Below are 22,332 nucleotides of genomic sequence, written 5' to 3' on the forward strand. Positions count from 1 at the left end.
CGGTTTGGAACAGCCGCAATGACACAAGGCCCGCCCATGCTGCCATGGCGGGCCTTTGTGTCGGATGCCATTGGCCTCAGTAGGCTTCGAGCGGCCGGTTCTGGCTCACGATCAGCGCGCCGATGGCGTCGGTGTTCTCAGGTGTCGACTGGAAACCCATCGCCGCTTCCTGCGGCGCGCTTGGAACGGAGGTGACGTACCGGCCCTTCAACGTGCCGCCGAAACGCGACGCGTCCGGCTCCTCCATCGGTTCCTGCATCGCCACCACGATCGGCTTCGCCGTGACTCGGCCGGACTTCTGCGCCGGCGCGGCGGAAGCCGTCATATAGGTCTGCTCGGCGGGGGCGGTTGCAGGCTCACCCATACGCGCCGGTGCGGCAGCAGCGGTCATAGCGGCCTGCTTGGCCGGATCGGCATGGACAATCGTCTTGACCACCGGCTCGGCGGAAGCGACGAGCACCGGAGCGGCAGGGTCGGTCTTCTGCGACTTGCCGGAGGCCATGGCGACCATGGGCTCATCCGGCAGCGGCTGCCAGTTGCGGCCGCGCTTCTCATAGAAGGCGTTGCCGCCGGCAACCATCGTGTAATGCATGTTGTTGTAAGGGAAGCGCAGGCCGGCGGTGTGGAAATACATCGTGTTCTTGAGCTTGGCCTTGCGCTCGCCCTTGAGCACCGCCTCGGCGGCCTCCTCGACGTCGGGCAGCGCCCTCGAATTCATCGGCCGGGTCAGCACGCCGGGAGCGAACTGACCCCTCTCGCCGACGACCTCGCAGATGGTGCTGCCGTGCTGGCCCGAGCGCAGCCGGTTCATCACGACCGTGCCGACGGCGATCATGCCGTCGCGGCTCGATCGGTTGGACTCGAAGAACATCGCCCTTTGCAGGCACTCCTTGTCCTTCATCGTGTATTTGTAGGAACGCGAGCTGAGGAAGCTCGGCGTGACGGCGTCGGCCAGGCTCGCCACCGACATGCCATGTGAAGCGGTCTGGCTGCAGCCGGCCAGGAACAAGGGGGAAGCGGCGATGCCGATAAGCAGCAGCGGCGTCTTCCATCGCGTCGCGATCAACAAAAAAGCCTCATTTCCAGATGCCAGCCCGCCCCGAGATGTGGCAAGAATGAGACTCTTTCAGGCAAAAAGATGGCTAGATGGTTAGCAACCTCTGGACTTGGGTAAAACTTTATGAATGTCGCGAAATGAACCCGTGAGCATTGCCGGCAAAATGGTTAATATAGCGGCCCGAACTCGATTTTCGTTCATAATCAATTAACTGGCGGCAGCCGCCTCAGAACGGCAATTTCATTCCGGGTGGTATGGGCAGACCTGCCGTCAGCGCCTTGGTCTTTTCCTGCATAACCTGCTCGACCTTATTTTTGGCGTCATTGTGAGCGGCCAAAAGCAGGTCCTCGAGGATCTCGACCTCGTCGTCCTTGAGCAGCGACGGATCGATCTTCAGCGCCTTCATTTCGAACTTGCCGGTCAGCGTCACGCTGACCAGTCCGCCACCCGCCTGTCCGGTGGCTTCCAGCGTGGCGATCTCGTCCTGCATGGCCTGGAACTTGGCCTGCATTTCCTTCGCCTTGCCCATCAGGCCGAGAAGATCTTTCATTGCAAACGTCCTCTTATTTCTTCAAATCTCGTCGTCGTCGACGGCCGGCTCGACCGGCAGGTCAGCCCCGGTCTCTTCCACGTCCGGCACATCCGGAATGCGCACGTCGATGATCTTGGCGCCGGGAAAGCGGGCGAGAATGGCGGCAACCGTCGGGTCGCTCCTGGCATCGGAGAAGGCGTTCTCGCGCTTCGTCGTCTCCATCTCGGCCAGCGTCTGGCCGCCTTCCTCCTTCGATAGCGAGACCAGCCAGTTGCGGCCGGTCCAGGCGCGCAGCTTCGCGGTCAGGTCGTTGAGCAGCATCTTCGGCGCATCGTCGGTCAGGGTGACGTCGATGCGGCCAGGCTCGATGCGCACGGGCCTTACGCAACGTTTCACGAGCACCTTGAAGGCCATGTCGCGATTGGCGTCGGCAAGCGCAACAATGTCGGCCAGCGATTTGACCGGCACGACGGGAGTTTCAACTACCGGCGCCAGAGCGAAGGTCGCGGGCACGGGCTGCGCCTCGACCAGCCGCATCGTCTGCGCGCCGCCGGTGGAGGTCGGCATCCGGGCCACGGCACTTGCGCCGCCGCCATTGCCGGCGGGCGCTCCGTTGGCGCGCGGCGCGCCATTCGGCACGGTTGCCGCGCCTTCCAGCGATTTCAGCGCCTCGTCCAGCGTCGGCAGGTCGGCGGCGTGCGCCAGCCGGATCAGCACCATCTCGCCGGCGCTGACCGGACGGTTGGAGGACTGCACCTCGGGAATGCCCTTGAGCAGCATCTGCCAGGTTCGCGACAGCACGCGCACCGACAGCGCGCTCGCGAACTCGGCACCGCGCCGGCGTTCGTCCTCGGAGAGCGAAGCGTCGTCTGCCGCGGCCGGCACGAAACGCAGCCGGGCGACGAGGTGATTGAATTCGGCAAGATCGGTGAGCACGGCGGCCGGATCGGCGCCCGTGTCGTATTGCGCGCGGAACTCGGCCAAGGCCGCCGCGACATCACCCTTCATGACATGCTCGAACAGGTCGATGATGCGGGCACGGTCGGCAAGCCCCAGCATGGCGCGCACCGCCTCGGCACTGACCGTACCGCTGCCATGGGCGATCGCCTGGTCGAGGATGGAGAGCGAATCGCGCGCCGAGCCTTCGGCCGCGCGAGCGATCATCGCCAGGGCCTCGTCGTCGACGGAAATGCCCTCCTTGGCGGCAATCGAGGAAAGATGCGCGACCAGCGCGCCGGCGTCGATGCGCCTCAGATCGAAGCGCTGGCAACGCGACAGGACCGTGATCGGCACCTTGCGGATCTCGGTGGTGGCGAAGATGAATTTGACGTGCGGCGGCGGCTCTTCCAGCGTCTTCAACAGGCCGTTGAAGGCCTGGGTGGAGAGCATGTGCACTTCGTCGATGATGTAGACTTTGTAGCGGGCCGAGACCGGCGCATAGCGCACGCGGTCGATGATGTCCCTGATGTCGTCGATGCCGGTGTGGGAGGCGGCGTCCATCTCGATGACGTCGACATGGCGGCCTTCCATGATCGCCTGGCAATGCTCGCCTGGGACCGACAGGTCGACCGAGGGCTGGTCGACGGTCGCGGTCTTGTAGTTGAGCGCCCGCGCCAGAATGCGCGCGGTCGTCGTCTTGCCGACACCGCGCACGCCGGTCAGCATCCAGGCCTGGGCGATGCGGCCGGTGGCAAAGGCGTTGGTCAGCGTGCGGACCATCGGCTCCTGGCCGATCAGCTCGGAGAAATTCGAGGGGCGATATTTGCGCGCCAGCACGCGATAGGCGCCGGCCTTTTCCGTCTCCGGATTTTTTGGCCCCAAATTTCCGGCTTCGCTCATTCGCCGTCAAAAGCTCCAAGGACTGCAGGCGGCCGATTCCTGCGCATAGTCTCGCCCGCACGGCTCGGCGCCGTCAATGTCGCGGGAGAAAGGCGAAGAGGCGGGAGGCTGGAACAATGACCCGTTCCGGGCTCGTTAGGGCTGCTTCCTTCCGGACCTGACCCGGTTGGCGAGTGGATCGTCCACCACCAACCTCCCGCGCTCCATATCGGCAATTCGGCGGCGAAATGCAAGGGTGGAGGTGAATGACCGGCCAAGCGATGCAGGCGCGGAAGCCTTTAAATCGACAACAGCGGCCAATGAATCGCTTGCAGCCACCTTGCCGCCGCTCTAGCGTTCCCCGGTTTGGAAAATATTACAAAAGCGAAGGAAACGCCCATGCTGCCTGGCCTCAAGGCCGGATTCACGCTGGACGCCCGGTTGGAGGCGGACAGTGAGCAGCTCATGTGGCTCGGCCTGTGCGAGCTCAGGCTGATGAACGATCGCCGCTGGCCGTGGCTGGTCCTTGTGCCGCAGCGGCCGGGCGTTGAGGAAATCCACGATCTGACGCCGCTCGACCAGGCGATGTTGACCTTCGAGACCAATATGGTGGCGCAGGCGCTGAAACGGGTGACCGGCTGCACCAAGATCAACACCGGTGCTTTGGGCAACATCGTGCGCCAGCTGCATGTCCATGTCATCGCCCGTACCGAAGGCGACCCCGGCTGGCCGGGGCCGGTCTGGGGGCACGGCATGCGCGAGCCCTATCAGCGCCCCGATATCCGCCGGTTTGCCGAAACGATCAAGGCAGCGCTATAAGCCGATCAGTGTCCATCCTGCACCTTGAGTCCCCCAACCTCGAGTCACCATGAGCTTTCGCCTGTTTGACGCGCCATTGCGCGAGCCGAGCCAGTTCGTCGGTTTCGCCGGAAACCGGATCGACCGGCAATCGGAAAACCGCGCCGACGACGCCGTCGAGAAGGCGCTTGCCGATCAGACGGCGCGGCTGATGCTGATGCATGGCGGCAGGCTCTATCTCAAATTGAAAGACGGCCAGTTCGACCCCTGGTTCAAGGCGGCGGAAAGCCAGGGCTTCGAGGCTTCGCTTGACCACGGCGTGCTGCTCGGCCTTTCGGACAGCGGTCCGGTGCTGGCCGTGCCGGCCGGCATCGAGCCGGAAAATCTGCCGGAAGCGGTGAAGGCGATCGACTACCGTTCGGTCTACATGCAGGGCCTGATCGACGAGGCGGCCGCCGGGGCGCTGGCGCAGGGTGCTGCGCTGCTCGCCTGGCACGCCAGCCATGCGTTCTGCAGCAAGTGCGGCAACCGCTCGGAAATGCGCGCCGGCGGCTACAGGCGACATTGCCCGGCCTGCGGCACCGACCATTTCCCGCGCACAGATCCGGTGGCGATCATGCTGACGGCGACGCGCGAGAAATGCCTGCTCGGGCGCGGCCGGCATTTCGCGCCGGGCATGTATTCGGCGCTTGCCGGCTTCATCGAGCCCGGCGAGACGATCGAGGCGGCGGTGCGCCGCGAGACGCTGGAAGAGGCAGGCATAAAGCTCGGCCGCGTCGTCTACCACGCCAGCCAGCCCTGGCCGTTTCCTTACTCGCTGATGATCGGCTGCTTCGGCGAGCCGCTCAACGAGGACATCCAGGCCGACCTCAACGAGCTGGAGGACTGCCGCTGGTTTTTCCGCGACGAGGTGCGCTCGATGCTGGACAGAACGCATGCCAGCGGCTTGATCACGCCGCCGAAGGGGGCGATCGCGCATCACCTCATCCGCGCCTGGGTCGACAGCGAATAGGAGCAGGGAAATGATCCGCCATACCGTCGTGTTCACGCTGAAGCATCCGCCGCATTCGCTGGAGGCGAAGCGGTTCCTGCACGATGCCAAGAAGATCCTGACAGCGATCAAGGGTGTCACGCATTTCGAGCAGCTGCGCCAGGTCAGCCCCAAGAACGACTACCAGTTCGGCTTCTCGATGGAGTTCGCCGACCAGGCCGCCTACACGAGATACAACGAGCACCCCGACCACGTCGCCTTCGTCCGGGACCGCTGGGTGCCGGAGGTCGAGGCGTTCATGGAGATCGACTACGTGCCTTTGGGTTGGGGTTAGGCGCTCAAAACAACCGCATCGCCCAAGTGGCCATTGCGAAGCCACAACGGGGCGGCACCTATCGAGCGCGAAACTCACCTTCTGGCGGCCTTTGGAGAATGGTTTCGATCTCGGCCATCACGGTCTCTGACAGCGGCCCGAATTCCATGGCTGCAGCATTCTCAACAGCCTGCGCGGGCGTTTTCGCGCCCGGGATGGGGTGAATGTTGCAACCTTTCGACAGCAGCCAGCACAAGGCTCCCTGACCGAGCGTCCGCCCGCCAGCGGTGAGCAAATCGCGGATTGCATCGATCTGCCTGGTCAGTTCGGAACGGGCGCGCGATGCTTCAAAGTATACCTGCCAATCCGCGGGAACCGACCTGACATCGTCCGGTGGAACCGCACGTCCGTCCGAGAATTTCCCCGTTAACACGCCCATGGCGAGCGGCGACCGGATCAGCTGGGCCAACCCGTTGTTATGTGCGGTTTCGCACATCGACGGTGCATCGAAGAAGACGTTCATCGAATGCTGGACCATTGAAAAGCCGCTCCGGTCAGCGAATGCCTGGACACTTGATGGAAAGTCGGTGCTCCAGCCATAGCTTCGAATGGCTCCGACACGGACAAGCTGCTCCAAGACCTCAAACGCCGGTTCCGCATGTTCGACGGTGAGATCGTTCAGGTGAAGCAACATCACGTCGATGCAATCGCGACCTAGCCGGCGAAGGCTCTCACCGACCGACCAGCGCACATATTCGGGGTCGAACCTTGGGCCAGTCATCTGGCGGGAAGCCGGATCGAAGGAATGGCCGAACTTCGACACGACAACTGCTTCAGAACGGCCTGAGAGCGCCTTGCCCAAAAGCTCCTCCGAGTGCCCGGCTCCATACACCGCCGACGTATCGAAGAGCCGGATTCCACCATCCCATGCCGCGTGAATGGTTTTTACGGATTGGCTGTCGTCAGCGCCGGAATATCCGACCGGGATCTCGCCTGACCAAAAGTGGCCACCGATCGCCCAGCAACCCATGCCGATGCGCGATCCAAGGTGAATTTTCGGCGCCATATCTGTGTTCTCCGCTGACTGCACGGTCTTGATATGGCGCCAGATCGACGTCAGATGGGAGACAACAAAAATGAAGAGGGTCGCGCATGAATGAAATGGCTATCGACTGGTCGGACCTGAGAATCTTTCTGGCGGTCGCACGCGATGGAAGCCTTTCGTCTGCGGCGAAGACTGTTGGTCAGAGTGCGGCAACGCTGAGCCGACATATCGTCGATCTTGAACGAGCGTTGGGTGCGGAGTTGTTCTCCCGGCTGCCATCCGGCTATGAGTTGACGGCAGCAGGTCGAGCACTGACATCTCAGGCTGAGACCATCGAGCAGCGGTTCCTGGATATCCGCCGGGAATTCTCACGACGAAACGTGTCGGCGCCCATCCGTGTGTCCGCGGGCACCTGGATGACGTGGTACCTGGCGCGCAACATCGAAAAACTGGGAGTGACCGACCGCAGCATTGTCTTCAGCGCTGTTGAAGAGGTGCAGAACATAGGCAGGCGCGAGGCGTTGATCGGGATCCGCAACCGGAGGCCGTCCGAGCCAGGACTCGCGGCTCGGAGGACAAAGACCGTAGCATTTGCCCCCTATTCACACCCAAATGCCGTTCGAAAAGCTGATTGGATCGCGGCTACGGTGAACACACCATCAGCAATCTGGGTGCGCGCCCACAAACGAGATCAAATCCGGTTTGAAGTCACTCAACCGCGCTCACTCCTTGACCTCGCGCTTGCTGGCGCTGGCCATGTGGTATTGCCCTGCTTTGTTGGCGATGCCCACAACGATCTGGTTCGCACTGATGGCGTGATCGAGGAACTGTCGCACGAACAATGGTTGGTGGTGCATGGCGATGATCGCAAATTGCCAGAGGTGCGTGCGACGATCGATAGGATCGCACGACTCATTGGTTCGGATCGAGCCTTCGACACCGCAATCCGGCAGGCCGCTGATTGTGTTTGACCTAGGGTGTTGCCAAAAATGGTTTTCGGAACGCCCCGTTCAAACAAGAGAGCTAATCCGCCACCTTCCACTGCTCACGCGACGCACTCGCCGGATAGACGCCGAGGATGCGCATCTCGCGCGAGAAGAAGCGCAGTTCGTCGAGCGCCAGCTTGACCAGCGGATCGTCCGGGTGGCCCTCTATATCGGCATAGAACAGCGTCGCGGTGAAGGCGCCGAGCTGATAGCTCTCCAGCTTGGTCATGTTGATGCCGTTGGTGGCGAAGCCGCCCATGGCCTTGTAGAGCGCGGCCGGTACGTTGCGGACGCGGAAGATGAAGGTGGTCATCATCTTGGCGTCCGGCGAAGGCCGCTCGGCCCATTGCTTGTTTTTGGTCAGCACGACGAAGCGGGTGACATTGGAGTCGGTATCCTCGACATTCTTCTCGATGATGTCGAGGCCGTAGAGCTCGGCTGCGAGCGCGGGCGCGAGCGAGGCCATGGTGCGATCCCTGACCTCGGAAACCATCTTGGCCGAACCCGCCGTATCGCCGGCGACAACCGGCTTCCAACCGTTCTTGCGGATGTATTTGCGGCACTGGCCAAGCGCGTGGATATGGCTGTGCACGCTTCTGATCTCCTCGCGCTTGACGCCCGGCAGCACCATCAGCTGGAAGTGGATCGGCAAAAAATACTCGCCGACGATGTGCAGCCGCGATTCCGGCAGCAGGTGATGGATGTCGGCGACACGGCCCGCGATCGTGTTCTCGATCGGGATCATGGCGAGCTCGGCCTTGCCGGTCTCCACCGCGTTGAAGGCGTCCTCGAAGGTCGGACAGGGCAACGGCTCCATCGACGGGAACATGTTGCGGCAGGCTGTGTCGGAATTGGCTCCGGGCTCGCCCTGGAAGGAAATTCTGTTGGTCTTTTCAGGCATGCGCCAAAGTCTCTCTGGATATCTCAGTTTGAAAGGATTTGCCTGGCGCGGTCCAGGTCATCGGGCGTGTCGACGCCGAGCGGCAGCGACCGGACGATCTCGGCATCGATGCGCATGCCGGCTTCGAGCGCCCGCAGCTGTTCCAGCCGCTCACGGCGCTCCAACGGCGACGGCTTCAGCGCGACGAAGCGTTCGAGCGCGGCGCGGCGATACGCGTAGAGGCCGATGTGGTGATAGAGCGGCCCCTCTCCCCACGGCGCCGTGGCGCGGGTGAAATAGAGCGCCTTCAGCCTAGTCGCGGAGAGCGGCGAGCCGACGATCTTGACGACGTTCGGATTGGTCTTCTCGTCGTCGCGGACGATCTCGACACCGAGCGTGGCGATGTCGACCGCCGGGTCGGCGAAGGGCCGCAGTGACGCGCCGATGATTTCAGGGTCGATCGTCGGCAGATCGCCCTGCACATTGACGATGGTCTCGACCTTTTTCTGCGGGTCAAGCGCGGTGAGCGCCTCGAAGATGCGGTCGGAGCCCGATTCGTGATCCGCGCGCGTCATCACCGCCTCGAAACCGTGCTCCCGAACCGCTTGCGCCACGGCCTCCGTATCGGTCGCCACCACCACGCGGCCGAGCCCTGCCTCGGCGCCGCGGCGGGCGACATGGACGATCATCGGCGCGCCGGCGATGTCGGCCAGCGGCTTGCCCGGCAGGCGCGTCGAGGCCATGCGGGCGGGGATCAGGATCAATGTCGACATGGGACTTTTGGGGCAGCCGGGAAAGCTTATGGAAAAGTGGCAAAACGTCTCACTGGAAGCGCCCTTATATGTGTTGCAACGCCGAAGCAAAAGACCTAGTTTCCGCCCGATTTGACTGGCCCCTCCGGGCCTTTGACGATACCGACGGACGGAGTGGACGGGACGGTCCGCCGGAAAAGGGAGCAAGGGGCGTATGGATTCCAACGAAGTCAACAAGCTGCTCGCCGGATTCCTCGGAACCGTCTTCGTGGTCTTTTCGGTCGGCATCGTCTCGAACGCGCTGTTCGCTTCGCCAGCGCCCGAGAAGCCTGGCTTCGCCATCGAGGCGGCCGAGCCGGCGGAAGGCGGCGGCGCCGCCGCGCCGGCTGCCGAAGCCAAGCCGATCGCCGACCTGCTCGCCACCGCCAATGCCGAGGCAGGCGCCGCCATCTTCAAGAAGTGCCAGGCCTGCCACTCCGGCGAGAAGGGCGGCCCGAACAAGGTCGGTCCGGATCTGTGGGACATCGTCGACCGCCCCGTCGCCGAGCACGAGGGCTTCGCCTATTCGGCCGGCATGAAGGATTTTTCCAAGGGCGGCGCCGAGAAGTGGACCTACGACAACCTCAACCACTTCATCACCTCGCCGAAGAAGTTCGTGAAGGGCACGGCGATGGGTTTCGCCGGCCTGCCCAAGGATGAGGACCGCGCCAATGTGATCGCCTATCTGCGCACGCTGTCGGACAATCCGAAGCCGCTGCCGCAGCCGGGCGCTTCGGCCGAAGCCAAGCCCGCCGAGGGCGCCAAGCCGGCGGAAGGTGCCGCACCCGCCAAGCCGGCAGAAGGCGCCGCCCCGGCGAAGCCCGCGGCACCTGCTCAATAAACAATTTGTCATAGAGGCAACCTCAGAAAAGCCGGGTTCGTCCCGGCTTTTTCTGTTAGGAAAACCGCATATGCGGCTACAAAAGCCGGCACTTGCGGTTTTCACAGGCGTCAAATGATCTAGATTGCCGTGAGTACTGTTCGCGACGAGGAGAACGCATGACGGTCGGCCGCTTCCGGACGTTTTTCGCATTGATGCTGGCGGTTGCTTTCGCCGCAAGCGTGCAGGCCAGCTCCGCCGACGAATGGCACACCACCTCCTCGCTGATCGGCCCTTCCAAATACGGCGAGAATTTCCAGCGTTACGACTACGTCAATCCGGATGCACCCAAGGGAGGCATGTTCAACTCCGTCGTTGTCGGCACCTTCGACAGCTTCAATCCCTATATCGTGCAGGGATCGCCGGCCGCCGGCTTCGCGCAGTTCGGCGGCGGGCTGCTCTACGACACGCTGATGGACCAGGCGACCGATGAAGGCAGCGTCAGCCACCCGCTGATCGCCGAGGCCTACAAATACCCGCCGGACTATTCGTCGGCGACCTACCGCCTCGACCCGCGCGCCAAGTGGCATGACGGCCAGCCGATCACAGTCGACGATGTGATCTGGTCGTTCCAGGTGCTCAAGGCCAACAGTCCGATGTACAGCCGCTATTTCGAGAACGTGACCGACGCCGTCGCCGTCTCCGATCACGAGGTCGAGTTCCATTTCAACCAGAAGGGCAATCGGGAATTGCCCAAGATCCTCGGCGACCTCGTCGTGCTGCCGAAGCACTGGTGGGAGGGCACCGACGCCGGCGGCAAGAAGCGCGACGTCACCAGGCCGACGCTGGAGCCGCCGCTGGGTTCCGGCGCCTACAAGATCGCCAGCTTCAAGCCGGGCTCTGAAATCGTCTGGCAGCGCGTGCCCGATTATTGGGCCGCCAAGCTGCCGGTGAAGATCGGCCGTGAGAATTTCGACACCCAGCGCTTTACCTATATCCTGGACGACAATGCCGCCTGGCAGGCCTTCACCAAGGGCGGGCTCGACGACATCAAGCCGGAAAACAGCTCGCGACGCTGGGCGACGGCCTACAACTTTCCGGCGGTGAGCGCTGGCGACGTGGTCAAGAAGGAATTCAAGACAACGTCACCCGAGCCGATGCAGGCTTTCGTGCTGAACCAGCGGCGGCCGCTGTTCCAGGATCGGCTCGTGCGCGCCGCGCTGACCTATCCGTTCGACTTCGAAACGATGAACCGCACGCTGTTCTACAACTCGAACACGCGCACCCACAGCTATTTCGAGGGCACGGAACTGGCGTCGAGCGGGCTGCCGCAGGGCAAGGAGCTCGAAATCCTGGAGAAGTATCGCGACAAGCTGCCGCCGGAGCTGTTCACCCAGGAATTCAAGCTGCCGGTCTACGACGCACCGCAAGCCGAGCGCAAATATCTGAAACAGGCGGTCGACCTGTTCGCCAAGGCAGGCTGGGTGATCAAGGGCGGCAAGATGGTGAATGCCAAAACCGGCGCGCCGTTCAAGTTCGAGATACTCGGCTCGAACGACACCGACCAGGTCATCGCCAGTCCCTGGATCGCCAATCTGCGCAAGATCGGCGTCGATGCGACGCTGCGGATCATCGACCAGACGCAGTACATCAACCGCGTCAACAATTTCGACTACGACGTGATAACCAGCATACTCCAGCAATCGGAATCGCCCGGCAACGAGCAGCGCGACTTCTGGAGCTCGAAGGCGGCGGACACGCCGGGATCGCGCAATTATTCCGGCATCAAGAACCCGGTGGTCGACGCGCTCGTCGACCGCATCATCTTCGCCACCGACCGCGACGATCTCGTCGCCGCCACCCATGCGCTCGATCGGGTGCTGTTGTGGAATTACTATGTCGTGCCGCAATACTACCGCGCGGTGGTTTGGCTCGCCTACTGGAACAAGTTCGGCATACCGGAAAAGCAGCCCAGCTACCGCGGCGCCGACATCGATTCCTGGTGGGTCGACCCTGAGAAGGAAAAGGCGCTGGCCGGCAAGTACAAAGGCCTCGATTGATGCGGCGGCTGCTTCCTCGTCGCGACTTCCTGGCGCTCGGCGCCGCGGCAGGCGCCGCTGCGCTGCTGCCGGGCCGGGCGTTTGCCGAGACGCCGACCGGCGTCAAGTTGCATGGCCTGTCGGCCTTCGGCGACCTGAAATACAAGCCCGACTTCACGCATTTCGACTACGTCAATCCGGACGCGCCGAAGGGCGGCCAGATGAATTTCGCGCCGCCGAACGCCACCTTGAATCAGAGTTTCCTGACGTTCAACACGTTGAATTCCCTGGTGCTGAAAGGCGATTCGCCGCCGCGCACGGAACTCTGCTTCGATTCGCTAATGACAAGCGCACTCGACGAACCGGACGCGATGTATGGCGTGCTTGCCGAGTCCGTTACCTTGTCGCAAGACCGCAACGGCTTCCGCTTCACCCTGCGACCGCAAGCGCGATTCCACGATGGCACACCTCTTACCGCCGAGGACGTCGCCTTCGCATTGAAGCTGTACAAGGACCAGGGCCATCCAAACCTGTCCAAGGCGTTGCGCTATTTGACGGAGGCGGCTGCCATCGATGCCGTCACCCTCGACCTGACCTTCAACGGCGAACAATCCGCGCAGAACATTCTTACGGTCGTCGGAATGCCGATCGTGTCCAAGGCCTTTTATACGGCCAATGACTTCGATGCCTCGACGATGACGCCGCCGCTCGGCTCCGGACCATACAAGATGGGGCGCGTCGTGGCTGGACAGACTGTCGAGTATGAACGCGTCGCCGACTATTGGGGCCGCGATCTCGCCGTGAATCGTGGCCTTAACAATTTCGACCGCATTCGTATCGACTTCTATCTCGATCGCCAGGCAGCATTTGAAGCCTTCAAGAAGGGCGACACGCATTTTCGCGAAGAATTCACCTCGCGGGTATGGGCAACCGGTTATGACTTTCCGGCGCTTAAGGATGGCAAGGTCGTCAAACGGGAATTTCCCGGCGAGAAGTCGCCCGACATGCAGGCGGTCGCGCTGAACCAGCGTCGTCCGCAATTCCGCGATGTGCGCGTAAGACTGGCGATTGCCAATTGCTTCGATTTCGAATGGACCAGGCGCGTCCTGTTTTTTGGTTCTTACGAGCGTTCGCATTCGAATTTCGAACGCTCGGACTATAAGGCTGAGGGCTTGCCCTCGGCCCAGGAACTGGCCTTGCTGGAACCGTTTCGAGCCGAGTTGCCGCCAGAAACCTTCGGCGAACCGGTCATGCAGCCCGTATCCGACGGTTCAGGCCGCGACCGCAAACTGCTCGGCAAGGCTTCAAAACTGCTCGCCGAAGCCGGCTGGAAGCGGGCGGGCGATTTCGTCGTCAATGAAAAGGGGGAGCGGCTGCGCGTGGAAATGCTCGCCGAAGACGATGGCATCGTCCGTCTCTTCACCAAATGGTCCGAGAACATGAAGGCGATTGGGATCGACGCGTCGATCCGGCAGGTCGATTCGACACAATATGAAGAGCGGCAGAGCGATTTCGACTTCGATTTCAACCTGCTCCATTGGTCGATCGGAGCGACGCCCACTGCCGACGGCCTGGAGATGCTGTACGACTCGCGGATGGCGAAGATCCCCGGGCAGCGCAACTATCCGGGTACCGAAAGCAAGGCCATCGACGCACTGATCGTGGCGGCAGGCAAGGCGAAAAGCCGAACAGAACTCGTCACGGCGCTCAGGGCGCTCGACCGGGTCTTGCGCGCGCGGCTAGACTGGATTCCAACATACTATCTCGCGAATCACCGCGTCGCCTATTGGGACATGTTCGGTGTTCCCGAGCAGAAACCCGATTTCGGCTTTCCGGTCGAAACGGCGTGGTGGTTCGACAAGGGCAAGGCGACAAAGATTGGCAAAGCCTGACATGACTGTTCGCGCAGGGCCGGCTGCCTGATGGGCGCTTATATCCTGCGCCGCATCCTTTTGATGATCCCGACGCTGTTCGGCATCATGGCGATATCCTTCGCCGTCATCCAGTTCGCTCCCGGCGGTCCGGTCGAGCAGGTTATCGCCCGGCTCACCAACCAGGGCGGCACCGATCGCCTCGGCGGCGGTGGCGGTGGCGATGCCGGCGCCACCAATCTCGATGTCGCAGGCAACGTCAGCTCGAAATATCGCGGCGCGCAGGGGCTTGACCCCGAATTCATCAAGAAGCTCGAAAAGCAGTTCGGCTTCGACAAGCCGCCCCTCCAGCGCTTCGGCATGATGCTGTGGAACTACGCCCGCTTCGATTTCGGCGACAGCTATTTCCGCGACATCTCGGTGCTTGACCTGATCCTGGAAAAGATGCCGGTGTCGATCTCGATCGGGCTGTGGATCACGCTGTTGTCCTACCTGATCTCGATCCCTCTCGGCATCCGTAAGGCGGTGCAGGACGGCTCGACCTTCGACGTCTGGACCAGCGGCGTGGTGATCGTCGGCTACGCCATCCCCGGTTTCCTGTTCGGCATCCTTTTGATGGTGCTGTTCGCCGGCGGCTCGTTCTGGGACTGGTTCCCGCTACGCGGCATCGTTTCCGACAATTGGGACCAGTTGTCCTGGCCGGACAAGATCCTCGACTATTTCTGGCACATGACGCTGCCGCTGACCGCACTTGTGTTGTCGGCCTTCGCCACGACGACGCTGTTGACCAAGAACTCCTTCCTCGAAGAGATCCGCAAGCAGTATGTGGTGACGGCGCGGGCCAAGGGCCTGTCGGAGCGCAAGGTGCTCTACGGCCATGTCTTCCGCAACGCCATGCTGATCGTCATCGCCGGCTTTCCCGGCGCCTTCATCTCGGCCTTCTTCACCGGCTCGCTGCTGATCGAGAACATCTTCTCGCTCGACGGCCTCGGCCTGCTCGGCTTCAAGTCGGTGATCGACCGCGACTATCCGGTGGTGTTCGCCAATCTCTACATCTTCTCGCTGCTCGGGCTGTTCGTCGGCCTCTTGTCGGACCTGATCTACACCTGGGTCGATCCGCGCATCGACTTCGAGCGGAGAGACGTCTGATGACGGCAGCTTCGGCCGAAACCAAGCCGGCCCGCGCCGCCCGGCCGTGGCTTTCGCCGCTCAACCAGCGGCGGCTGCAAAACTTCAAGGCGAACCGGCGCGGCTACTGGTCGCTGTGGATCTTCCTTCTCCTCTTCGTGCTGTCGCTGTTTTCGGAGCTGATCGCCAACGACAAGCCGATCATCGTTTCCCACAAGGGCGAGATCCTGTTTCCGGTGCTGGTCGCCTATCCGGAAGAGAAGTTCGGCGGCTTCTATGCCGTCACCGACTATCGCGACCCGGTCATCCAGGACGAGATCAATTCGAACGGCTGGATGGTCTGGCCGCCGGTGCGCTACTCGTATCAGACCGTCAACAACGCCATTCCGGAGGCGGCGCCCGCCAAACCCTCCTGGCTCTACGACAAGAACAAGCGTTGCAGCCAATACCCAAAGGGAGAGGCCGATGAGAACTGCGTCGTCGGCAACTGGAACTGGCTCGGCACCGACGACCAGGCGCGCGACGTGCTGGCGCGGGTGCTTTACGGCTTCCGCATCTCGGTGCTGTTCGGGCTGATCCTGACGCTCGGCTCCTCGCTGATCGGCGTCGCGGCCGGCGCCGTGCAGGGCTATTTCGGCGGCTGGACCGACCTTCTGTTCCAGCGCTTCATCGAGATCTGGTCGGCGATCCCGGTGCTCTATCTGCTGCTCATCGTCTCCGCCATCCTGCCACCCGGTTTCTTCATCCTGCTCGGCCTGATGCTGCTGTTCTCCTGGGTGGCGCTGGTCGGCGTGGTGCGGGCCGAGTTCCTGCGCGCGCGCAACTTCGAATATGTCAACGCGGCGCGGGCGCTTGGCGTGCCCAACCTCACCATCATGTTCCGCCACCTTCTGCCCAACGCCATGGTGGCGACGCTGACTTTCCTGCCTTTCCTGCTCTCAGGCTCGATCTCGACGCTGACCTCGCTCGACTATCTCGGCTTCGGCCTGCCGCCAGGTTCCGCCTCGCTAGGCGAGCTGCTGAAGCAGGCGCAACGCAATCTCAACGCGCCCTGGCTCGGCATCTCCGGCTTCATCGTGATCTCGCTGATGCTGTCGCTGCTGGTCTTCATCGGCGAGGCGACGCGCGACGCCTTCGATCCGCGCAAGACGTTCAAATGAGCGAAGCCCTGCTTTCCGTCCGCGATCTGAGCGTTGCCTTCGCGCAAGGCGGCACACAGTCGGTCGCCGTCGACCACATCTCCTTCGACATCGCCAAGGGCGAGACCGTGGCGCTGGTCGGCGAATCCGGGTCCGGCAAATCGGTCTCGGCGCTGTCGGTGCTGAAGCTTCTGCCATACCCCGCGGCCAGCCATCCTTCGGGAAAGATCCTATTCCATGGCGCCGATCTGCTCAGCGCCAACGAAAAGACCTTGCGCGGCGTGCGCGGCAACAAGATCACCATGATCTTCCAGGAGCCGATGACCTCGCTCAATCCGCTGCACACGATCGAGCAGCAGATCGTCGAGGTGCTGAAGCTGCATCAGGGGCTGGGCGACCGGCAGGCCCACGCCCGTACGCTGGAGCTGCTCACCGAGGTCGGCATCCGCGATCCGCAGAAGCGGCTCGATGCCTATCCGCACCAGCTCTCCGGCGGCCAGCGCCAGCGCGTCATGATCGCCATGGCCTTGGCCAATGAGCCCGAGCTGTTGATCGCCGACGAGCCGACCACGGCGCTGGACGTCACCGTGCAGGCGCAGATCCTCGAGCTGCTCGCGGGCCTGAAAAGCCGCAAGGGCATGTCGATGCTCTTCATCACCCACGACCTCGGCATCGTGAGGAAGATCGCCGACCGCGTCTGCGTCATGACCAAGGGCAGAATCGTCGAGACCGGCCCGACCAGGGAGATCTTCGCCAACCCGCAGCATGCCTATACAAAGCACCTGCTGGCCGCCGAGCCGAAGGGCAAGCCGCCGGCGGCGGATGCCGCGGCCAAGGCGGTAATGACCGGCAAGGACATCAAGGTCTGGTTCCCGATCAAGCGTGGTTTTTTCCGCCGCACGGTGGATAATGTGAAAGCGGTGGACGGCATCGACGTGACCGTGCGCGCCGGCCAGACGCTCGGCGTCGTCGGCGAATCCGGCTCCGGCAAGACGACGCTCGGTCTGGCGCTGGCCAGGATGATCTCCTCGAACGGCACCATCAATTTCAACGGGCGCGACATCAACGAGCTATCCTTCAGCGCCATGCGGCCGCTGAGACGCGAGTTGCAGATCGTCTTCCAGGACCCGTTCGGGTCGTTGAGCCCGCGCATGTCGGTGGCGGAGATCATCGAGGAGGGGCTCAAGATCCACGAGCCGGGACTCTCGCCCGACCAGCGTGACGACAAGGTCGTCGAAGTGCTGAAGGAGGTCGGCCTCGATCCCGAAACGCGCCACCGCTACCCGCATGAATTCTCCGGCGGTCAGCGCCAGCGTGTCGCCATCGCGCGCGCCATGGTGCTCAATCCGCGCTTCGTCATGCTCGACGAGCCGACCTCGGCGCTCGACATGAGCGTGCAGGCGCAGGTGGTCGACCTTTTGCGCAACCTGCAGGCAAAGCACAACCTCGCCTATCTCTTCATCAGCCATGACCTGAAGGTCATCCGCGCCCTTGCCAATGACGTGATCGTCATGCGCAATGGCCAGGTCGTCGAGGCCGGCCCGTCCGAACAGATTTTCGGCAGCCCGCAGACCGACTATACAAGGGCGCTGATCTCGGCCGCCTTCCGGATCGAGACGGCGCCGACCGGCGTGGTCAGCCAGTAGGCTCGCCGGGTTTCAATAACAGGGAAGAACATCCGCGAATGGAAAAAGGCAAAGTCCTGCTTGCCCTCACCGGCTTTCACCCACAGCATTGGCGCGAACTGCTCGCGGCCGAGCGCGAAGTGGTGCTGGAGCCTGATGGCCCTACCGATCCGTCGATTGCCTATGCGGTGGTTTGGAAGCAGAAGCCCAATCTCTTGTCGAGGCTGCCCAATTTGCGCGCCATCTTCTCGATCGGCGCCGGCGTCGACCATATCTTCGCCGATCCCGGCCTGCCCGACGTGCCGATCGTCAGGGTCGTCGCCGACAATCTCACCCAGCACATGACCGAATATGTCGTCTGGCGGGTGCTCGACCACCATCGCCAGAGCATGCTCTACCGCGCGCAGCAGCAGAAGAAGATCTGGCGCGAGCTGCCGCAGCGGCCGGCGGAAGACATCTCCGTCGGCATCATGGGTCTTGGCAATCTCGGCCGCGCCGCGGCATCGGTGCTGCTCTCGCTCGGCTTCGCGATCAATGGCTGGTCGCGGAACGAGCGGCCGATGAAGGGCGTTTCGACCTATGCCGGCGAAGCGGGGCTGATCCCTTTCCTCAACGCCACCGACATCCTGGTGGTGCTGCTGCCGCTCACCCCCAACACGCAAGGCATCATCAACTACGGCGTGCTGAAGGAATTGCGCAGGCGCAACGGCCTCGGCGGCGCGGTGCTGATCAATGCCGGGCGCGGCCGGCTGCAGAAGGACGCCGACATCCTGCGCGCGCTCACCGATGGCACGCTGAAGGAAGCGAGCCTCGACGTGTTCGAGGTCGAGCCGCTGCCGAAGACAAGCCCGCTGTGGAGCCATCCGAAAGTGTTCGTGACGCCGCATGCGGCGGCGACCTCGGACCCGACACATCTGGTGCCGATCATGCTTCGGCAGATGGACGCGTTCGAGCGCGGCGAAAAACTCGAAAATCTGGTCGACCGCGAAGCGGGTTACTGAGCTGGCGAAGCCGGCTTCGAGCCCGGCAGCGCGAACTTGTCCTTCTTCTTCGGCTTGCCGCAGTCGCGGCGCTCGATCGAGCGGCTCATGGCGTCGATCTCGCCGCTCGCCTTGTCGGCGTCGCGCCGCGCCTTGGAGCGCATGTCCGGCGTGAACGGGCCGAAACCCATAGCTGGGTTCGAGAAGGTCGGCTTGGCGGTGATCGGCAGATTGTTTTGCTGCGCCACCTGATTGCGCTGCGCCAACAATTGGTCGCATGGCACGCCGTCATATTGCAGCGAGGACTGGATATTCTCGTCCTGGCGTTCGGCCATCGACGAGCCGCCGACGCAGCCGGCCGTCATCAGGCAAGACGCCAACACAACCATGGTCCAGCGCATGGTATCCCTCCGTGCGGTATCCGCCCCACGCGTAACCCCGACATGCGATTCGGGCTTTTTCGCGAGCAGAGGATTAATACAAGGTCGGCGGGACAGAGGGGGTGTGAAGGAACGCTCCCTTGATGATCCTTTATACCGCATGGCCCTTCCCGGTCACGACAGACCGGCGACCGAGCCGACGGCAGCGTGTATGACGAGTCAGCAGTCTCTTGCAACAGGCTTCCCGCGGCAAATTTTGCCATTATCTTCAAGCCATGCGCGCCAGCGACCTGCTCAAGCCACGGCCGGAAGGGCTCTACTGCCCGCCAGGCGATTTCTTCATCGACCCGGTGCGGCCGGTGGGTCGTGCGCTGATCACGCACGGCCATTCCGACCATGCCCGCTCCGGCCACCGTTCGGTGCTCGCCACTCAAGAGACGCTCGACATCATGGGATTGCGCTACGGCGAGGATTTTGCCGGGACGACGCAGGCGGCCATCCTCGGCGAGACGACTGATATCAACGGCGTCTCCGTCACTTTCCATCCGGCCGGCCATGTGCTTGGTTCGGCGCAGATCGCCGTCGAGCACCAAGGCATGCGCATCGTCGCCTCCGGCGACTACAAGCGCCAGAAGGACGCCACATGCCGGCCGTTCGAGCCGGTCGCGTGCGACGTCTTCATCACCGAGGCTACCTTCGGCCTGCCGGTGTTCCGGCATCCGCCGGACCACGAGGAGATCGCGCGCGTGCTCAAATCGGCGGCGCAGTTTCCCGAGCGTTCGCATCTGATCGGCGCCTATGCGCTCGGCAAGGCGCAGCGTGTCATGCGCCTGTTGCGCGACGCCGGCTACGACCGGCCGATCTTCATCCACGGCGCGTTGGCCAAGCTCAGCGAGTATTACCAAAGCCAGGGCATCGATCTCGGCAGGCTGGAGCCGGCGACGGTCGAGAGCGGCGGCAAGGCCGATTTCGCAGGCGCCATCGTCGTCGGTCCGCCGGCTGCCTTCGCCGACCGCTGGGCGCGGCGCTTCCCCGATCCGATCTCGTGCTTCGCCTCGGGCTGGATGCGTATCCGCCAGCGCGCCAAGCAAGGCGGCGTCGAGCTGCCGCTGATCATTTCCGACCATGGCGACTGGGACGAACTGACCGCCACGATCAAGGAAACAGGCGCGGAGGAAATCTGGGTGACGCATGGCCGCGAGGAGGCGCTGGTGCGCTGGTGCGAGCTGGAGGGCATCGCGGCGAGGCCGCTGCATCTGGTGGGGTACGAGGACGAGGGCGATTGATGCACCAGGGATCGCCAATCGTCGCCGCCGAGTTCTACGAGACCCCCCTCTGTCCTGCCGGACATCTCCCCCTCAAGGGGGGAGATTGGCAGCTTCGGCGCCGGCGCATCACCCGCAACGCCGGAGATTGGCGAAAGCCGGCGCGACATCTGATCTCCCCCCTTGAGGGGGAGATGGCCGGCAGGCCAGAGGGGGGTGCCGCGCGCCGGCTTTCGCTATTGGCGTGGTGCATCCAGCCATGAACCGCTTCGCCGAGCTCCTCGACCGGCTTGTGCTGACGCCGTCGCGCAACGGCAAGCTGACGCTGCTTACCGACTATTTTCGCGGCGTCGAGGATCCCGACCGGGGACTGGCGCTGGCGGCGATCACCGGCGACCTCTCGATCGCGGCGGTGAAGCCGGCGATGCTGCGCGCGCTGGTCACCGAGCGCATGGACCCGGTGCTGTTCGGCTATTCCTACGACTATGTCGGCGACCTCGCCGAGACCGTGTCGCTGGTCTGGCCGCAACCGGCCGGCCATCTCCCGAACCATGCGCCGACGCTGGCCGAGGTGGTCGGCAAGCTGCAGGCGGCGAGCCGCTCCGACGGGCCGCAAGTGCTGGCGCGGCTGCTCGACAGCGCCAGCATTTCGGCCCGCTTCGCCATCATCAAGCTGGTCACCGGCGGCCTGCGCATCGGCGTTTCGGCGCGGCTCGCCAAGCAGGCGCTGGCCGATCTCGGCCAAGTCGAGGTCGTCGAGATCGAGGAGCTCTGGCACGGGCTGACGCCGCCTTACACCGAGCTGTTCGCCTGGCTGGAGGGCCGCGCGGAAAAGCCGAGGAGCGCCGCGCTCGCGCTGTTCCGGCCAGTGATGCTTTCCAATGCCGTCGATGACGGCGATCTCGAAAAGCTCGATCCGGCCGACTATGCGGCGGAGTGGAAGTGGGACGGCATCCGCGTGCAGGCTGCCTGCGAAGGCGGCATCCGCCGGCTCTATTCGCGCACCGGCGACGATGTTTCCGGCGCTTTCCCGGACCTTGCCGCGGCCATGGATTTCGAGGCGGCGCTCGACGGCGAGCTCTTGGTCGGCGACCCGCGCGAGGCGACCGGAACCTTCTCCGACCTGCAGCAGCGGCTGAACCGCAAGAGCGTGTCGCCAAAAATCCAGGAGCAATACCCGGCCTTCATGCGCTGCTACGACGCGCTGCAGATCAACGGCGAGGATTTGCGCGGCCTCCCCTTCGCCGAGCGCCGGACACGGCTCGAAGCCTTCGTCGGCACCCTCGACCCTAGCCGCTTCGATCTGTCGCCGCTGGTCGCATTTGCGGACTGGGAAACGCTGGAGCGGCTGCGCCAGGCGCCGCCGCATCCGATCATCGAAGGGGTGATGCTGAAGCGCTGGGATTCGCCCTATCTCGCCGGCCGGCCGAAAGGCCCGTGGTTCAAGTGGAAGCGCGATCCGCACACGGTGGACGCGGTGCTGATGTATGCGCAGCGCGGCCACGGCAAGCGCTCGAGCTTTTACTCCGATTATACTTTCGGCGTCTGGGCAGGCCCGGAGGGGTCGGAAGAGCTGGTGCCGGTCGGCAAGGCCTATTTCGGCTTCACCGACGAGGAGCTGCGTCAGATCGACAAATATGTCCGTGACAACACCATCGAGCGGTTCGGGCCGGTGCGCTCGGTGCGCGCCGACCGCCAGAACGGGCTGGTGCTGGAAGTGGCGTTCGAGGGCCTCAACCGCTCCACCCGGCACAAATCGGGCGTCGCCATGCGCTTTCCCCGCATTTCGCGGCTGCGCTGGGACAAGCCGGCAGCCGAGGCCGACCGCATCGAGACGCTGCAGGCGCTGCTCGATTAATGCATGTCGCCCAAAA

General features: G+C 63.4%; 20 protein-coding genes and 1 other RNA gene. 13 read left to right on the top strand and 8 right to left on the bottom strand.

Going from position 1 to position 22,332, the window contains the following annotated elements; all coding sequences use genetic code 11:
• Positions 1 to 76: 76 nt before the first annotated feature.
• From ABID26_RS13855 to ffs, 4 genes are all read right to left on the bottom strand, one after another.
• Complete coding sequence (locus ABID26_RS13855) at positions 77 to 1,066, bottom strand: cell wall hydrolase (protein ID WP_292299510.1); 990 nt, start codon at positions 1,064 to 1,066, stop codon at positions 77 to 79.
• A 217-nt stretch (positions 1,067 to 1,283) separates the two neighbouring features.
• A complete protein-coding gene (locus ABID26_RS13860) occupies positions 1,284 to 1,607 on the bottom strand; it encodes a YbaB/EbfC family nucleoid-associated protein (RefSeq protein ID WP_071101772.1) in 324 nt (107 codons plus the stop codon).
• 21 nt (positions 1,608 to 1,628) lie between these two features.
• A complete protein-coding gene (locus ABID26_RS13865) occupies positions 1,629 to 3,428 on the bottom strand; it encodes a DNA polymerase III subunit gamma/tau (RefSeq protein WP_354415854.1) in 1,800 nt (599 codons plus the stop codon).
• A gap of 100 nt (positions 3,429 to 3,528) precedes the next feature.
• Positions 3,529 to 3,625: signal recognition particle sRNA small type (gene ffs, locus ABID26_RS13870), an RNA gene on the bottom strand.
• A 181-nt stretch (positions 3,626 to 3,806) separates the two neighbouring features.
• Here ffs and ABID26_RS13875 point away from each other — a divergent pair.
• Genes ABID26_RS13875 through ABID26_RS13885 form a run of 3 tightly spaced genes read left to right on the top strand, consistent with a single transcriptional unit; the run spans position 3,807 to position 5,530 of the window.
• Positions 3,807 to 4,226, top strand: coding sequence for an HIT domain-containing protein (locus tag ABID26_RS13875; protein ID WP_292299508.1), 420 nt, complete (start codon positions 3,807 to 3,809; stop codon positions 4,224 to 4,226).
• Between the two features lie 49 nt (positions 4,227 to 4,275).
• Positions 4,276 to 5,217 (top strand): NAD(+) diphosphatase, encoded by a 942-nt coding sequence (nudC, locus tag ABID26_RS13880; protein WP_354415855.1) that lies wholly within the window; start codon positions 4,276 to 4,278, stop codon positions 5,215 to 5,217.
• Between the two features lie 10 nt (positions 5,218 to 5,227).
• Entirely contained in the window at positions 5,228 to 5,530 is a 303-nt protein-coding gene (locus ABID26_RS13885) for a Dabb family protein (RefSeq protein WP_126096368.1), read from the top strand.
• Positions 5,531 to 5,588: 58 nt separating this feature from the next.
• Here the strand turns inward: ABID26_RS13885 and ABID26_RS13890 are convergent, their stop codons facing one another.
• Positions 5,589 to 6,575 carry an aldo/keto reductase gene (locus ABID26_RS13890; protein WP_354415856.1) on the bottom strand — a complete coding sequence of 329 codons (987 nt, stop codon included), beginning with the start codon at positions 6,573 to 6,575 and terminating at the stop codon, positions 5,589 to 5,591.
• Between the two features lie 86 nt (positions 6,576 to 6,661).
• Between ABID26_RS13890 and ABID26_RS13895 the strand changes: the two genes are divergently transcribed.
• A complete protein-coding gene (locus ABID26_RS13895) occupies positions 6,662 to 7,525 on the top strand; it encodes a LysR family transcriptional regulator (protein ID WP_126096369.1) in 864 nt (287 codons plus the stop codon).
• A gap of 52 nt (positions 7,526 to 7,577) precedes the next feature.
• Here ABID26_RS13895 and ABID26_RS13900 read toward each other — a convergent pair whose 3' ends face one another.
• Complete coding sequence (locus ABID26_RS13900; RefSeq protein ID WP_126096370.1) at positions 7,578 to 8,441, bottom strand: prephenate dehydratase; 864 nt, start codon at positions 8,439 to 8,441, stop codon at positions 7,578 to 7,580.
• A 23-nt stretch (positions 8,442 to 8,464) separates the two neighbouring features.
• Complete coding sequence (locus ABID26_RS13905; RefSeq protein ID WP_354415857.1) at positions 8,465 to 9,193, bottom strand: 3-deoxy-manno-octulosonate cytidylyltransferase; 729 nt, start codon at positions 9,191 to 9,193, stop codon at positions 8,465 to 8,467.
• Positions 9,194 to 9,386: 193 nt separating this feature from the next.
• Between ABID26_RS13905 and ABID26_RS13910 the strand changes: the two genes are divergently transcribed.
• The 7 genes from ABID26_RS13910 to ABID26_RS13940 all read left to right on the top strand — a co-directional run bounded on the left by ABID26_RS13910 (position 9,387) and on the right by ABID26_RS13940 (position 18,834).
• The gene (locus ABID26_RS13910; protein ID WP_292367580.1) at positions 9,387 to 10,052 is read left to right on the top strand and encodes a c-type cytochrome; all 666 of its coding nucleotides are present in this window, start codon (positions 9,387 to 9,389) and stop codon (positions 10,050 to 10,052) included.
• Between the two features lie 158 nt (positions 10,053 to 10,210).
• Positions 10,211 to 12,091, top strand: coding sequence for an extracellular solute-binding protein (locus ABID26_RS13915; RefSeq protein WP_354415858.1), 1,881 nt, complete (start codon positions 10,211 to 10,213; stop codon positions 12,089 to 12,091).
• Complete coding sequence (locus ABID26_RS13920; RefSeq protein WP_354415859.1) at positions 12,091 to 13,962, top strand: extracellular solute-binding protein; 1,872 nt, start codon at positions 12,091 to 12,093, stop codon at positions 13,960 to 13,962. Before ABID26_RS13915 ends, ABID26_RS13920 begins: the two co-directional genes overlap by 1 nt.
• Positions 13,963 to 13,992: 30 nt before the next feature.
• The gene (locus tag ABID26_RS13925) at positions 13,993 to 15,090 is read left to right on the top strand and encodes a microcin C ABC transporter permease YejB (RefSeq protein ID WP_292299501.1); all 1,098 of its coding nucleotides are present in this window, start codon (positions 13,993 to 13,995) and stop codon (positions 15,088 to 15,090) included.
• On the top strand, positions 15,090 to 16,229 hold the full coding sequence (locus ABID26_RS13930; RefSeq protein WP_354415860.1) for an ABC transporter permease: 1,140 nt from the start codon (positions 15,090 to 15,092) through the stop codon (positions 16,227 to 16,229). Before ABID26_RS13925 ends, ABID26_RS13930 begins: the two co-directional genes overlap by 1 nt.
• Positions 16,226 to 17,854 (top strand): ABC transporter ATP-binding protein, encoded by a 1,629-nt coding sequence (locus ABID26_RS13935; RefSeq protein WP_354415861.1) that lies wholly within the window; start codon positions 16,226 to 16,228, stop codon positions 17,852 to 17,854. The genes ABID26_RS13930 and ABID26_RS13935 overlap by 4 nt, the downstream gene beginning before the upstream one ends.
• Positions 17,855 to 17,892: 38 nt before the next feature.
• A complete protein-coding gene (locus ABID26_RS13940; protein WP_354415862.1) occupies positions 17,893 to 18,834 on the top strand; it encodes a 2-hydroxyacid dehydrogenase in 942 nt (313 codons plus the stop codon).
• On the opposite strand, the gene ABID26_RS13945 is transcribed toward ABID26_RS13940, so the two are convergent.
• Positions 18,828 to 19,214, bottom strand: a complete 387-nt coding sequence (locus ABID26_RS13945) for a hypothetical protein (protein WP_292305013.1) — start codon at positions 19,212 to 19,214, stop codon at positions 18,828 to 18,830. The genes ABID26_RS13940 and ABID26_RS13945 overlap by 7 nt on opposite strands.
• Before the next feature lie 254 nt (positions 19,215 to 19,468).
• On the opposite strand from ABID26_RS13945, the gene ABID26_RS13950 reads away from it, so the two are divergent.
• Positions 19,469 to 20,479 (top strand): ligase-associated DNA damage response exonuclease, encoded by a 1,011-nt coding sequence (locus ABID26_RS13950; RefSeq protein WP_354415863.1) that lies wholly within the window; start codon positions 19,469 to 19,471, stop codon positions 20,477 to 20,479.
• Between the two features lie 238 nt (positions 20,480 to 20,717).
• Positions 20,718 to 22,316: a cisplatin damage response ATP-dependent DNA ligase gene (locus tag ABID26_RS13955; protein ID WP_354415864.1), complete on the top strand. Its 1,599-nt coding sequence runs from the start codon at positions 20,718 to 20,720 to the stop codon at positions 22,314 to 22,316.
• Positions 22,317 to 22,332: the final 16 nt, after the last annotated feature.

Origin of the sequence: Mesorhizobium shonense, assembly GCF_040545255.1 — a bacterium.
Taxonomy (GTDB): Bacteria; Pseudomonadota; Alphaproteobacteria; order Rhizobiales; family Rhizobiaceae; genus Mesorhizobium; species Mesorhizobium shonense.

Coding starts and splice junctions, on each gene's coding strand:
- ABID26_RS13860 (WP_071101772.1), bottom strand. CDS start 1,607: ATGAAAGATCTTCTCGGCCTGATGGGCAAGGCGAAGGAAATGCAGGCC.
- ABID26_RS13865 (WP_354415854.1), bottom strand. CDS start 3,428: ATGAGCGAAGCCGGAAATTTGGGGCCAAAAAATCCGGAGACGGAAAAG.
- ABID26_RS13875 (WP_292299508.1), top strand. CDS start 3,807: ATGCTGCCTGGCCTCAAGGCCGGATTCACGCTGGACGCCCGGTTGGAG.
- nudC (WP_354415855.1), top strand. CDS start 4,276: ATGAGCTTTCGCCTGTTTGACGCGCCATTGCGCGAGCCGAGCCAGTTC.
- ABID26_RS13885 (WP_126096368.1), top strand. CDS start 5,228: ATGATCCGCCATACCGTCGTGTTCACGCTGAAGCATCCGCCGCATTCG.
- ABID26_RS13890 (WP_354415856.1), bottom strand. CDS start 6,575: ATGGCGCCGAAAATTCACCTTGGATCGCGCATCGGCATGGGTTGCTGG.
- ABID26_RS13895 (WP_126096369.1), top strand. CDS start 6,662: ATGAATGAAATGGCTATCGACTGGTCGGACCTGAGAATCTTTCTGGCG.
- ABID26_RS13900 (WP_126096370.1), bottom strand. CDS start 8,441: ATGCCTGAAAAGACCAACAGAATTTCCTTCCAGGGCGAGCCCGGAGCC.
- ABID26_RS13905 (WP_354415857.1), bottom strand. CDS start 9,193: ATGTCGACATTGATCCTGATCCCCGCCCGCATGGCCTCGACGCGCCTG.
- ABID26_RS13910 (WP_292367580.1), top strand. CDS start 9,387: ATGGATTCCAACGAAGTCAACAAGCTGCTCGCCGGATTCCTCGGAACC.
- ABID26_RS13915 (WP_354415858.1), top strand. CDS start 10,211: ATGACGGTCGGCCGCTTCCGGACGTTTTTCGCATTGATGCTGGCGGTT.
- ABID26_RS13920 (WP_354415859.1), top strand. CDS start 12,091: ATGCGGCGGCTGCTTCCTCGTCGCGACTTCCTGGCGCTCGGCGCCGCG.
- ABID26_RS13925 (WP_292299501.1), top strand. CDS start 13,993: ATGGGCGCTTATATCCTGCGCCGCATCCTTTTGATGATCCCGACGCTG.
- ABID26_RS13930 (WP_354415860.1), top strand. CDS start 15,090: ATGACGGCAGCTTCGGCCGAAACCAAGCCGGCCCGCGCCGCCCGGCCG.
- ABID26_RS13935 (WP_354415861.1), top strand. CDS start 16,226: ATGAGCGAAGCCCTGCTTTCCGTCCGCGATCTGAGCGTTGCCTTCGCG.
- ABID26_RS13940 (WP_354415862.1), top strand. CDS start 17,893: ATGGAAAAAGGCAAAGTCCTGCTTGCCCTCACCGGCTTTCACCCACAG.
- ABID26_RS13945 (WP_292305013.1), bottom strand. CDS start 19,214: ATGCGCTGGACCATGGTTGTGTTGGCGTCTTGCCTGATGACGGCCGGC.
- ABID26_RS13950 (WP_354415863.1), top strand. CDS start 19,469: ATGCGCGCCAGCGACCTGCTCAAGCCACGGCCGGAAGGGCTCTACTGC.
- ABID26_RS13955 (WP_354415864.1), top strand. CDS start 20,718: ATGAACCGCTTCGCCGAGCTCCTCGACCGGCTTGTGCTGACGCCGTCG.